This is a genomic window from Rhodospirillum sp. A1_3_36 (genome assembly GCF_047263945.1).
Classification (GTDB): domain Bacteria; phylum Pseudomonadota; class Alphaproteobacteria; order Rhodospirillales; family Rhodospirillaceae; genus Rhodospirillum.
In genome coordinates this window covers 26,777-39,272 of sequence record NZ_JBLAVB010000024.1, presented here as the reverse complement: position 1 = coordinate 39,272, position 12,496 = coordinate 26,777, and the positions used below count along the sequence as shown (strand labels likewise).

Below are 12,496 nucleotides of genomic sequence, written 5' to 3'. Positions count from 1 at the left end.
GCGCTGTGACGATGGGGAAGATCGCGGACATCCTGACGATGCGGGGAGAGACGGAGGAGGCGCTTCGGATCCGTCGGGAGGAGGAACTTCCCGTCTACGAGCGTCTGGGAGAGGTGCGGTCGCGCGCAGTGACGATGGGGGCGATCGCGGACATCCTGACGATGCGGGGAGAGACGGAGGAGGCCCTTCGGATCCGTCGGGAGGAGCAACTTCCCATCTTTGACCGTCTGGGAGAGGTGCGGGAGCGCGCTGTGACCCTGGGTCGGATCGCGGACATCCTGACGATGCGGGGAGAGACGGAGGAGGCGCTTCGGATCCGTCGGGAGGAGGAACTTCCCGTCTACGAGCGTCTGGGAGACCTGTGGTCGCGCGCTGTGACGATGGGGGAGATCGCGGACATTCTGACGGCGCGGGGAGAGACGGAGGAGGCCCTTCGGATCCATCTGGAAGATCGTCTGCCCGTTGCCCAGCATCTGAACGATGCCGGTAGCTTGGCTCATATCCGGTATTGCTGCGCGATGATCCGTCTCAACGGGGACGGGCTGACGGAAGCGACCGTCGGGACCATCCTCGAGGAACTGGGGGAGAGCTTCACCCTGAATCGCAAACTGGGACGCGTGGATGCCATTGGCGCCGTCGGGGCGGTATTCGGCCGGGTTCTGGCCGCGGTGGGCGCGACGGAGGCGGCGGCGGGTGTGTTCGACGCGGCGGAGGCGGCTTTCGCCAAGCTTGGAAAGACCCAAAGCGTCGCCCAGGTTCGCGCCCTGCGGGAGGGGGTGGGAAGGGGGGCGTCATGACCGCCAGGCTGTATATTTCCGGCCCCCAGGCCGAACGCCTCGCCGCCGATGTCGTGGCGGTCCTGGAAGAGGTGTTGGGCACCCCGCCGGAGCGCTTGCCCCGTCCCGCAAGCGCGGAGACCCGGCGCGGAGACCCCATCGCCATCGCCGCCCTGGTGCTCGCCATCCCGGGGGCCGTCGTCGCCACCCTGGACCTCGCCGCCCGCGCCAAACTGGCCGAGCGGCTCGGTCGGCTGCTGACCCGCCTGAGGGAAACCGCCGGGCCCGAGGATCACCTGACCCTCGTCTCCGGAGGGGAGCCGCCCCTGGACCTCTTCACCGCCGATCTGGACCGCATCCTCGATCGGTTGGAGGACAGGTCGGGGAGGGGGCGGAGGACGCCGACGGGCTGAGGACGGGCCTTGGATGTCCTCCCCTGAGAGGGAGAGGAGGGCGCTTCGCTTTGTGGCGGGACAGGGTCCGGGAGAGCGGCTTCCGGCGGCCCGCTGCGGAGTAGCTCCCCATGACCACCGGAAACACAATCACCCTGGCCCCTTGCCGGGAGATCCCCTTCAACAAACTTCGGCTTACCCAGTCCAATGTCCGGACCGTCAAGGATGGCGTTTCCATCGACGAGCTGGCCGCCTCCATCGCCCGGCGCGGTTTGATCCAGAGCCTCTATGTCCGTCCGATCCTCGGCGAGGACGGGGCCGAAACCGGGTTTTATGCCGTGCCCGCAGGCGGGCGGCGGTACAGCGCCCTGGAGCGGTTGATCGCGCAAAATCGGTTCACCGAGACCGGGCCGGTGCCCTGTGTCGTCGGACGGGCCGACGACGCCATCCCGGAAGAGGAAATCTCGCTGGTCGAGAACATCGAGCGGGCGCCGCTCCACCCCCTCGACCAATTCCGAGCCTTTCGCAGCCTCCATGACCAGGGCCAGACCGTCGAGGATATCGCTGCGGCCTTCCTGGTTCCGTCCTCTGTCGTCAAACAACGGCTGAAACTGGTCTCCGTCTCTCCGGTGTTGCTCGAGGCCTATGCCCAGGACGCCATGACCCTGGAGCAGCTCATGGCCTTCACGGTCAGTCCGGACCAAGCCCTTCAGGAGCAGGTCTGGGAGGCCGTCCGGGGTTGCCATGGCGATACGCCCTATCACATCAAACGGCGTCTGACGGAGACCACGGCGCGGGCCGCCGATAAGCGGGCTCTCTTCATCGGTGTCGAGGCCTACGAGGCGGCGGGTGGGGTGGTCCTGCGGGACCTGTTCGACACCGATGGCGGCGGCTGGTTCCAGGACGCGGCCCTGCTCGACCGGTTGGTGGCCGATCGGCTGGGGGGCCTCGCCGAGGCGGTCACCAGGGAAGGTTGGAAGTGGGTCACCGTGGACGTCGATCTGCCCTATGGCCATCGGCAGGGGTTGCGGGTGCTCAAGGGGGCGCCCGGGAGCAAGGCGGATCACGCCGCCCCGGATCGGCCCATGGGCTACGATCCAGAGGAGGTGGCGCGCGCCGGGGTCTTTATCACACTCTCTCTGTCGGGTGAGGTGGTGGTCGATCGAGGTTTCGTCCGGCCCGAGGACGAGGTGGCCCCAGAGGACGGCCAAGAGGACGCCCCAGAGGACGCCATTGGGGGCATCACCCTGGCCGACAAGGTCGCGATCCTCCATGTGGGCGCCGACGGCCAGACCCGGACACTGGATGCCGAGGCCCTGCTCTCCGGCTCTCCGGAGCGGGACGCCGACCCCGAGGAGGAGGCCCTCAAGCCCCTTTCCGACCGACTGCTGGGGGAACTGACCGCCCACCGCACGCTGGCGCTCCGCCAGGCGGTGACCGAGCATCCATCCGTCGCCTTGACCCTGCTGCTGCACCGGCTGGTCTGTGACGCCTTCGGTTTCTTTCCCTCCGGAGGCTGCCTGGAGGCCGCCGTCCGCTCCGTCCCCCTGGACCGCCAGGCCGACGATCTGAAGGACAGCGCTCCCGCCCGGGCGCTGGCGGAGCGGCACGAGGCCTGGCGGGCGGACATGCCGACCGGGGAGGGGGCGCTCTGGGACTGGCTCGCCGGTCTGGACGAGGCCAGCCGCCTGGCGCTCCTGGCCCATTGCGTCTCCTTCGGCGTGAACGCGGTGCATGAAAAGCCCAGCCCGCACGGCTGCGGGATCTCCTCCCGGGGGCTGGCGCTTCGCCTGGGGCAGGCCGACCGTCTGGCCCGGGAAACCGGGCTCGACATGGTCGAGGCGGGCTGGCGACCGACGGCGGCCAATTACCTGGGCCGGGTTCCCAAGGCGCGGATCCTGGATGCCGTCCGTGAGGGGGCGGGCGAGAACGCGGCCCAACGGATCGACCACCTCAAGAAGGACGATATGGCCCGGGAGGCGGAACGGCTGCTCGCCGATAGCGGCTGGTTGCCCGAACCCCTGCGGTCCGTCGCTCCGGCCCGTGATCCAGATGAGCGGCCCGTCGGGGAGGAGTCCGCGGAGCCGGAAGGGGAGGGCGTGACCCTGCCCGCCTTTCTCGCCGCCGAATAATGAATCCGCTTCCGTCTTCCGTCCCTCGAGAGCCCGGCCCGCGCGCCGGGCTTTTCCTTTTCCGGAGACCGCCATGTCCATGATCATTGAAACCCTTGTTTATTCCCTTGATGAACTCTCCGACGAGGCGAAGGACAGGGCCCGGGCCTGGTACCGCGACGCCGACCCCGCCGACGACTGGTCCGAAGCCGTTTTCACGGACTTCGAAACCCTGTGCGACATCCTGGGCCTCACCCTCCGCACCGATCCCGTTCCCCTGATGGGGGGCGGGGTCCGCCGGGAACCGAGGATCTTTTTCCGGGGCTTCTGGAGCCAGGGGGATGGCGCTTTGTTCGAGGCCACCTACAGCTATCGGAAACATGTCGTCCGCCGGATCCGGGAGCATGCCCCGGAGGACCGGGACCTTCAGGCCATCGCCGATGCCCTTTTCGAGGTTCAACGGCGCAATTTCTACCAGCTCCGGGCCGAGGTTCGCCGTCGAGGCCGGGGGTGTGATGAAACCGCGCTGTCGGTGTCCGTCGAACGTGACAGCCCGACCTTTCAGGACGCGACCGACGACGCGGAAGATACAGTGACCGAGGCCCTGCGGGATCTGGCCCGGTGGCTCTACGGCCAGCTTGAACGGGAGTACGCCTATCTGACCTCGGATCCTGTGGTGGATGAGACGATCCTCGCCAACGAATACAGCTTCACGGAAACGGGATGCCGGTTTGGGTGAGCTTTGGCATTCCTTCACGAAAGGGAGAGAGAGGAGGGAGGACCGGGCTTGAGCCCGTTTGGTCGAGAGAGAGCGCCAAGCGGGGTTGGTCCGGTCCGCTCTCCCGAAAGATCTCCCATGACCCTGCTGTCTCCGCTTTCGCCCCTCCTTCCGGTGGCTCCCGTCTCCACCGCGTCGCCTTTGTCTCCGGCGCGGGATCCCGCCGTCCCCCTTGTCGCTACGGCGGAACATCTGCTGTCCCTTCTCGAACGGGGGGAGCGCATCGATGCCCCCCGGCTACGGAGCGCCATGGAAAGGGCCTTCGGTGCCACGGACGCCTCCGGCGCCTGGACCTGGAAGGCGGCCTATGACGCCTGCGAGGTGGCTCAGGTTCTCTTCCTGCGGAAATACGGCGCTGCCATGCAAGCCCGGGCGGGAACGCCGGAGGCTCTGCTGTCCATGGTCTCGCGGGTCGCCGACCTGCTGCCGACGCAGACCCGGCGCAGTGAAGAGAGCCAGGCGCTCCAGCAATTCTCTACCCCCTTGCCCCTGGCCTTTGTGGCCGCCCATGCCGGCGGGATCGGGCCGCAGGATGTCGTTTTGGAACCCTCGGCGGGCACGGGACTGATGGCGGTCTTCGCCGAACGCGCCGGTGCCCGGCTGGCGCTCAACGAGATCGGCGGAACCCGTGCGGCGCTGCTTCGGCGGCTGTTCCCCGGTGCCGTCCTGTCCTCCCACGACGCTGCGGCCATCGATGATCGGCTGGCGGAGGATGTCAGGCCCTCGGTGGTGCTGATGAACCCGCCCTTCTCGGTGGCGCTGAACGTGTGTGGGCGCACTCCGGAAGCCGATTTCCGCCATCTGCGGTCGGCCCTGGCCCGGCTGCCCGAGGGTGGGCGTCTGGTGGCGGTCACCGGGCACCGCTGTCCCGTCGAGCAGATGGGCGGTGTCGTTCGTCTGTCCGTTGTCCTGGATGGATCCGTTTTTTCCAAGCAGGGCACCCGCGTCGCGACGCGCCTCACCGTGATCGACAAGCTGGCGGAGGGCAAAGCCCTACTTTCTTGCCCGCCCGCTAAAAACCTGGACGATCTGCTCGCACGGGTCCTGGAGCATGTGCCTCCGCGCGGGGAGGTGTGCGGTGCCGTCGGATTGGGGGCGCCATCGCCCGCCGCTGTCCCGAAGGTTGTCCGCACGCCCCGGGAGAAACCGCAGGCCAAACCCCGCGCGGAGGCCGCTCCCGCTGCTCCGGAGGCCGTCCCCCTGGCCTATGAGCCGGTGGACTGGGGGGCGGAGACGACCGACCAAAGGGAGGGCAACCCGGGGGACGGCGGCGATCTGACGGACGCCCTGTATGAAGGCTATAGCCTTCAATCGATCCGCATTCCCGGCGCCAAGCCCCATCCCACCAAACTGGTGCAATCGGTGGCCATGGCCTCGGTCGCGCCGCCCTGTCCGACCTATCGGCCCCATCTGCCCGTCGATCTGGTCAAGACCGCTGTCCTGTCCGATGCCCAGCTTGAAAGTGTCATCCTCGCGGGGGAGGCCCATTCCGGACATCTCGCCGGGGCCTGGAGGGTGGATCCGACCTTCGACAGTCTCCAGGCCGCGCCCGACGATGCGGAGGACGTAGTGCGCTTCCGCCGGGGCTGGTTCCTGGGCGATGGCACCGGCTGCGGCAAGGGACGCCAGGTGGCCGCGATCCTCCTCGACAACTGGATCAAGGGGCGGCGCAAGGCGGTTTGGATCTCCAAGTCCGACAAGCTGATCGAGGACGCCCGGCGGGATTGGGCGGCCCTCGGCCAGGACCCCCTGTTGGTCCAACCCCTGTCCCGCTTCAAGCAGGGCACGCCGATCCGCCTCACCGAGGGGATTCTGTTCTGTACCTACGCCACCCTGCGCTCCGCCGGGCGGGAGGGGAAGGTCTCCCGGCTTGATCAGATCGTCGAGTGGCTCGGCTCCTCCTTTGATGGAGGTCTCATCTTCGACGAGGCCCATGCCCTGGCCAATGCCGCCGGTGGCAAGGGCAAGCGGGGCGAGGTCACGCCCTCCCAACAGGGCCGTGCGGGCTTGCGTCTGCAACGGGCCTTGCCCGATGCCCGGGTCGTCTATGTCTCGGCCACCGGGGCGACGGATGTGCGCAATCTGGCCTATGCCGAGCGTCTCGGCCTCTGGGGCGGTGCGGATTTTCCCTTCGCCAACCGGAACGAATTCGTCCAGGCGGTCGAGGCCGGAGGCGTCGCGGCCATGGAAGTCCTGGCCCGCGATCTGAAGGCCCTGGGGCTCTACATGGCGCGCTCCCTGTCCTACGAGGGGGTCGAGGTGGAGATCGTCGAGCACAAGCTGACGGACCCCCAGATCGACCTCTACGACGCCTATGCGGAGGCCTTCCAGGTGATCCACCGGAACCTCGACGAGGCCCTGAAAGCCACCCGGATCACCGGCGAGAGCGGCACTCTGAACGGTCAGGCCAAGTCCGCCGCCCGCTCCGCCTTCGAAAGCGCCAAGCAGCGTTTCTTCTCTCACCTGCTCACCAGCATGAAGTGCCAGACACTGGTGACCGCCGTCGAGGCCGACCTGGAGAGGGGCCATGCGAGCGTAATCCAGATCGTCTCCACCGGCGAGGCGGTGATGGACCGCAAGCTGGCCGAGATCCCCGCCGAGGACTGGGGTGATCTCACCGTCGACCTCTCCCCCCGGGAAATCGTCGGCGCCTACTTGGAGAACGCCTTCCCCACCCAGCTCTATGAAACCTATTCCGACGAAGACGGAAACCTGTCTTCCCGCCCGGCCTTCGACGCGGAGGGTAATCCCATCCGCTGCCGGGAGGCCGTGGCGGCGCGGGATCGGATGCTCGAACGGCTTGCCACCCTCGATCCCGTGCCGGGTGCGCTGGATCGGATCGTGCAGCACTTCGGCAGGGACCTGGTGGCCGAGGTGACGGGGCGGTCCCGGCGGATTGTCCGCAAACAGGACCGCCTTTGCGTCGAAACCCGTCCCCCGTCAGCGAACCTGTCCGAGACCCAGGCCTTCATGGATGACGAAAAGCGCATCCTCGTCTTTTCCGACGCGGGCGGTACGGGCCGCTCCTATCACGCCGACCGGGGGGCGAAAAACCAGCGCTTGCGGGTGCATTATCTCCTGGAGGCGGGCTGGAAGGCCGACACGGCCATTCAAGGGTTGGGCCGCTCGAACCGGACCAATCAGGCCCAGGCGCCCCTGTTCCGCCCCATCGCCACGGATGTGAAGGCCGAGAAGCGCTTCCTGTCGACCATCGCCCGTCGCCTCGACACCCTGGGCGCCATCACCCGGGGCCAACGCCAGACCGGTGGCCAAGGGCTCTTCCGGGCCGAGGACAACCTGGAAGGCGAGCAGGCCCACGCCGCCCTGCGCCAATTCTACGCCCTGCTGGTCCGGGGCGGGATCGAGGGCTGTTCCCTGACCCGCTTCGAGGAGGCCACGGGCCTGTCCCTCACCGACGGGGGAACCCTCAAGGAGGACTTGCCGCCGATCACCACCTTCCTCAACCGTCTTCTGGCCCTACCCATCGCCTTGCAGAACCTTCTGTTCACCGTCTTCGAAGATCTGATGACGGCCCGCATCGAGGCGGCCAGGGCGGCGGGAACCCATGACGCCGGGGTAGAGACGATCCGCGCCGAAAGCCTGACCGTCACCGAGCGGCGCACCGTCTGGCGCCATGCCAGCGGCGCGGAAACGAGGCTGTTCACCATTCGGCGGAAGGACCGGAATACACCGCTGTCCTTGGACGAAGCCTTGGCCTTGGCCCTTAAAGCGGGGGACATCGCCGGGGGGCGACTCCTGGTCAACGAACGCTCGGGCCGGGCTGCGGTCCGCGTCTCCGCACCGAGCCTGGTGCGCGATGACGGGAGCCTGGAGCGGCGCGTCCGCCTGATCCGTCCCATTCAACGGGACACCATGACCGCGGAGGACTTCGCCGACAGCCGCTGGAAAGAGGCAGACGAAGCGGCATTCCGCACGGCCTGGGAGGCGGAAGTCGCGGGTATCCCCCCGTTCTCCACGAGCCTCTTCCATCTGGTGACAGGCCTGTTGTTGCCGATCTGGCGCCGCCTGCCGGAGGCCAATGCGCGGGTCTATCGGCTCCAGACCGATGGGGGGGAGCGGGTGATCGGGCGTCTCCTGTCGTCCCTGGAAATGGAGGCGGTGTGCCGCAATCTCGGCGTTGATGCGCCCCGGCTTTCCACCGGGGATGCCTGGGAATTGGTCCATGACAGTGCGGTTTCGGTCCATCTGGCCGATGGCCTCGTCGTCCGCCGCGTCAAGGTGATGCACGAGACCCGCATCGAATTGACCGGGTTTACCTCGGGCCTGGTCGACGCCCTGAAGGCGCGGGGGCTGTTCGGCGAGATCATCTCCTGGAAGCTGCGCCTTTTCCTGCCCGTCGGCGAGGCAGGCAAGGCGGTCTTCGAACGCCTTGTCGACCGCTGGCCGGTCACCGCCCTTCGGGATCGGGGGTGAAACATGGACCGTCTTCACCCCTTTGCCGAAGTGGCCCGGACCCTTGGGCAGAACGCCGAAGCCGTGTGCCGTGCCTATCTCCCCAAGGGGCGCCTCCAGGGCCGCTACTGGACCTGTGGGGACGTGATGGGGACGCCGGGGCGGAGCCTCTATGTCCGGCTTTTCGACCCACGCCCGGGTCGGTGGACGGATGCGGCCAGCGGAGAATACGGCGACCTCCTCGACCTGATCGCCCGCAATCGGGGCCTGGGAGCCCGCGAGGCCCTGGAAGAGGCCCGGGCCTTCCTCCGCCTGCCGTCCGTTCCCGTGTCACCGTTAGGTCAAGCACGGGTTCGGGAGAGGGAATCGCCTGGGTTGGGCGAAGCCGTCAAGGCCGCGTGCCGTCTGTTTGCCGCCTCCCGACCGATCCGGGGCACCTTGGCGGAGTGGTACCTCCGGGGGCGGGGGATCCTCTTGCCCCCGGATCTCCGGGCCCTCCGCTTCCATCCCCACTGCCATGTTCGAACCCCGTCTGGGTGCCAGGACTGGCCCGCGCTCATCGCCGCTGTCACCGGTCTCGACGGCGCGATCACCGGCCTGCACCGCACCTATCTCGATCCCCGGGGCGGCGGAGGCGGGGCTTCGGGCAAGGCGCCGCTGGAGACACCCCGCAAGTCCAGGGGGAGGCTCCTGGGCCAGGCTGTCCGCTTCGGGCGGGCGCGGGACGTTCTGCTGGCCGGGGAGGGCATCGAGACGGTTCTCTCGGTTCGCTCCGTCCTGCCGACCCTGCCCATGGTGGCCGCCCTCTCCGCCGGACATCTCGCCGCCCTGCTGGTGCCGGGGAGGGTCCGCCGTCTCTATGTCGCCCAGGACAACGATCCACCGGGCCGCCGCGCGGCCGGGAGACTGGTCGACCGGGCGAAGGCAACCGGGATCGAGGCGCGTCCGCTCTCGCCGAGGTTCGGGGACTTCAATGACGATCTCCGGCTTTTGGGACCCGGCGTGCTGTACGCGGGGCTGCTCGGACAACTGGCTCCGGAGGACAGGGAGCCTTTGCCGCCTGCCTGGGGAGAGGGGGCATAGGCGGAGTGGGGGAGGGGCAGGGGCTGTCGAGGTCTTGGTGGCCCCCGATTTTCGGTCGGAGGGAACCGCGTCCCGGCCTTCCAGGAGGGCGAGGAGGCGGCGACCGGCCCGGACAGGCAATGGCTCCGGCCGGTGATTTTCCGCCGCCCCTTCGGGGCTTTGCATCGCGAAGCAAAATCCCCGGCCTCCCCCATCCTCCGCTTCGCTTCGGCCCTCCCGCTGCGCTCCAGGGTGCCGGTCCAGCCCGCCCGCCGCAAGGTCTCGCCATGAAGGCCGCGAGGGTCGCGGTCACAACCGACGGAGCAAACCGATGGACCCCTATCAAGACAGCCCCAATCCCGCCTCTTCCGCCACCGACCATGTCCTCACCGAGCTTCAGCTTTACGGCTACCGCCCCTTCGAGGAGGATCCCGATCCGAGGCCGCTGCCCGAGGGCAACCGGGTTGCCGGGGCCATCGCCGATATTTTCGACGCCCTGGTCTCGACCCTCTCCGAGACCCGCCTGGAACCGGACCTGGAGACGCTCCTCTGGTCGACGGTGAGCCTCTTCGACCGCGCCGCAGCCCGGGTCGGGCGGGCCTTGGACGACAACGAGCAGGCGCAACGCCGGGGCCAGCGGGACCAGGACGGCAGCGAGGTGAAGTCGGTGGAACTGGAGCGCCTGGTGGCCGAGGGGGGGACGCTGCTGGAGCGGCGCGATGCCTTCGAACTGATGCGCGACCAGGCCGCAGACCACTTCGAGCGCCAGACCGGCTCGTCCTGGCGGCCCCGTTCGGGCTCCATGGTCAACCACCGGGCGCTCACCTCGGCGGTGATCGACAGCCGCGATTTCCTCGCCGCCAAACGCCGGGCCGAAACCGAGGTGATGCTACCCCCGGGCCCTCGGATCGCCGTCTCGGGCGGAGATTTCAACGACCACGGGCTGATCTGGGGCACCCTGGACCGGATCCGGACCAAGCATCCGGACATGGTCCTCCTGCACGGCGGATCCCCGACCGGGGCGGAGAAGATCGCCGCCCGCTGGGCCGACCACCGCAAGGTGCCGCAGGTGGCCTTCAAGCCCGACTGGAACAAACACCACAAGGCCGCGCCCTTCAAACGCAACGACCGCATCCTCGAAACCCTGCCGATCGGGGTGGTGCTCTTCCCCGGCACCGGCATCCAGGACAACCTCGCCGACAAGGCCCGCCAGATGGGCATCCCCGTCAAACGGGTCGGGACCGGTGGCGCTTAGGCGCCATCCCTCCTTTGGGGGATGGGGGGACGGAGGGGCCGTCTTCAGGCGGTCCTCTCCATCGTTCTCAGTCATGTCCGTTCCCTATGTCGCGTCAGGCCCGTGCCCCAACGGCAGGCAAGAGATAGGGGAAAGGGAAAGAGCAGTCGTCCTGAAGTGCCATCTATTCTCAGCAAGAACCCATGCCCGCCCTTGCTCCCATCGGGCAACATTCGGCGAATAGCTGAGAGCAGAAATTCTCGGGATATTAGCCTATCTTCCAGGGTGTGGCTTTTCCCCGTGATCTGGAGAGATACGATGAACAAACATACCTTCGACCAGAATAAACAGAGGGCTCCCGGCATTCTCGACGATAGGCCCATGGGCTTTTCCATGCCGCCGGAGGTGATCCTGTTGATGAACGCCCCCGAGGTGGTGGCGCTGGCGACCACGGTGCAGCTTGCCACGCCGGTGATCGCCATCGCCCTGGCCGCCCGGCGCTGGCTGACCCGCGAGACGCCGCGCTCCCGCGATCAAACTCCGGACGTCGAACCTCCCCAGGCCGAGATTGTCGAGAACCCCGATGAGATCGTGGTGCGCTTCCGCGGTCGGGAGGCCCGGTTGTCCCACCAGGCAGCGGACAAAATCTTCGAGCTGTTCCAACGGCTGGACCCGCATACCGGCGCCCCGGGATCGTTCAATAACCCAGAGGAGCCCGAGCCGTGGTGATGGGGGCGGTCGCATATGTCAGACCTGATCCGGGTTCGTCCTCGAGACAGTCCGTCCGGCGCGACGATCCCGGGATCAATGTCCAGAGTCGAGGAGCGACACTGTTCTCGGGTGGGCCACCGCAATTCCAGTCCTATCGAACAACATGGTAGTCGAGGGTTGCGACCCGGAACGCGGTGGGCTGGCGCTGGAGCAGGCCGGTCATGAACCGATTGAGCTGGGTCGGTTCCAGTTGCCGTAGATCGGATGGATCCCAGGGCAGGGCCAAGGGTTGGGGCGCGGCGACCATCACGGTTTGCGTCAGTCCCAGGGGCTCGTCCATGCGCACCCTGCCGGGCAGGGGCAGGTCCTCGCCCGCCGGGATCAACCGGTTGGCGCATCCCAGCAATCCGTCGAGGCAATGGGTGGGTTTGTAGGCCCGGCCATCGAGCACCACCTCGTTGGGATCCTGGCTGAGGATCGTGATGTAACTGTCCTCCACCAGGGACGTCTTGAAGCAATAATGGAAGCCGATTGGCGCCGTCGCGATCGGGTCCGTTCCCAGTGCCTGGTAGAGGCCGCTTCCCGGTCCCATGGCCGCGGCGACCGGAACCAGAGCCAGGCTGTCACCATCGGTCTCGCTCTTCTGTCGGCGGATCCAGGTAAAGGCCCGTTGGGCGAAGGCCTCGGCGATCATTTCGGCCCGGGCGTCGGGGTCGGGGTGCAGCAGGATTGCGTTGCCCACCCCCAACTCGTCGAGCCCGAACACTGTCCGGAAGGCTTCCAGATAGTCGGGATGGACCGAAGGCGGCTCCCCCTTGCGGCCCGCTCCCAACTCCCGCTGTAACACGGAAGCCGTGGGGGTGCCGCGTCTGACTTTGCCTATGCTATCGGCCAGCCTGTCCCAACTGGCGCAGGCCGGATGCCGGGGCAGCAGGGCTTGAAATTGTCTGTATACCGGGCGGAGATCACCCGCCAGTCGCGTGATGGGCTTTTGTCCCATGGTCGGCCTCGTCCGTGGT

At 67.7% G+C, this 12,496-nt stretch carries 8 protein-coding genes and 1 pseudogene; 8 read left to right on the top strand and 1 reads right to left on the bottom strand.

The genetic code is table 11. From position 1 onward, the window contains the following. From ACLIRY_RS24020 to ACLIRY_RS23985, 8 genes and pseudogenes are all read left to right on the top strand, one after another. Positions 1 to 797: pseudogene (locus ACLIRY_RS24020) on the top strand (hypothetical protein); the annotation flags it as partial. After that, complete coding sequence (locus ACLIRY_RS24015) at positions 794 to 1,189, top strand: hypothetical protein (protein WP_413207960.1); 396 nt, start codon at positions 794 to 796, stop codon at positions 1,187 to 1,189. The pseudogene ACLIRY_RS24020 and the gene ACLIRY_RS24015, both read left to right, overlap by 4 nt. Positions 1,190 to 1,299: 110 nt before the next feature. Continuing rightward, complete coding sequence (locus ACLIRY_RS24010) at positions 1,300 to 3,300, top strand: ParB/RepB/Spo0J family partition protein (RefSeq protein ID WP_413207959.1); 2,001 nt, start codon at positions 1,300 to 1,302, stop codon at positions 3,298 to 3,300. A gap of 73 nt (positions 3,301 to 3,373) precedes the next feature. Continuing rightward, positions 3,374 to 4,018, top strand: coding sequence for an antitoxin of toxin-antitoxin stability system (locus ACLIRY_RS24005; protein ID WP_413207958.1), 645 nt, complete (start codon positions 3,374 to 3,376; stop codon positions 4,016 to 4,018). A 117-nt stretch (positions 4,019 to 4,135) separates the two neighbouring features. Next, positions 4,136 to 8,491 carry a strawberry notch-like NTP hydrolase domain-containing protein gene (locus ACLIRY_RS24000; protein ID WP_413207957.1) on the top strand — a complete coding sequence of 1,452 codons (4,356 nt, stop codon included), beginning with the start codon at positions 4,136 to 4,138 and terminating at the stop codon, positions 8,489 to 8,491. 3 nt (positions 8,492 to 8,494) lie between these two features. Beyond that, on the top strand, positions 8,495 to 9,553 hold the full coding sequence (locus ACLIRY_RS23995; RefSeq protein WP_413207956.1) for a toprim domain-containing protein: 1,059 nt from the start codon (positions 8,495 to 8,497) through the stop codon (positions 9,551 to 9,553). Positions 9,554 to 9,863: 310 nt separating this feature from the next. Beyond that, positions 9,864 to 10,787, top strand: a complete 924-nt coding sequence (locus tag ACLIRY_RS23990; RefSeq protein ID WP_413207955.1) for a DUF2493 domain-containing protein — start codon at positions 9,864 to 9,866, stop codon at positions 10,785 to 10,787. A gap of 297 nt (positions 10,788 to 11,084) precedes the next feature. Beyond that, a complete protein-coding gene (locus ACLIRY_RS23985) occupies positions 11,085 to 11,495 on the top strand; it encodes a hypothetical protein (RefSeq protein ID WP_413207954.1) in 411 nt (136 codons plus the stop codon). Positions 11,496 to 11,628: 133 nt separating this feature from the next. Here the strand turns inward: ACLIRY_RS23985 and ACLIRY_RS23980 are convergent, their stop codons facing one another. Further along, on the bottom strand, positions 11,629 to 12,477 hold the full coding sequence (locus ACLIRY_RS23980; RefSeq protein WP_413207953.1) for a hypothetical protein: 849 nt from the start codon (positions 12,475 to 12,477) through the stop codon (positions 11,629 to 11,631). Between the last annotated feature and the right edge of the window lie 19 nt (positions 12,478 to 12,496).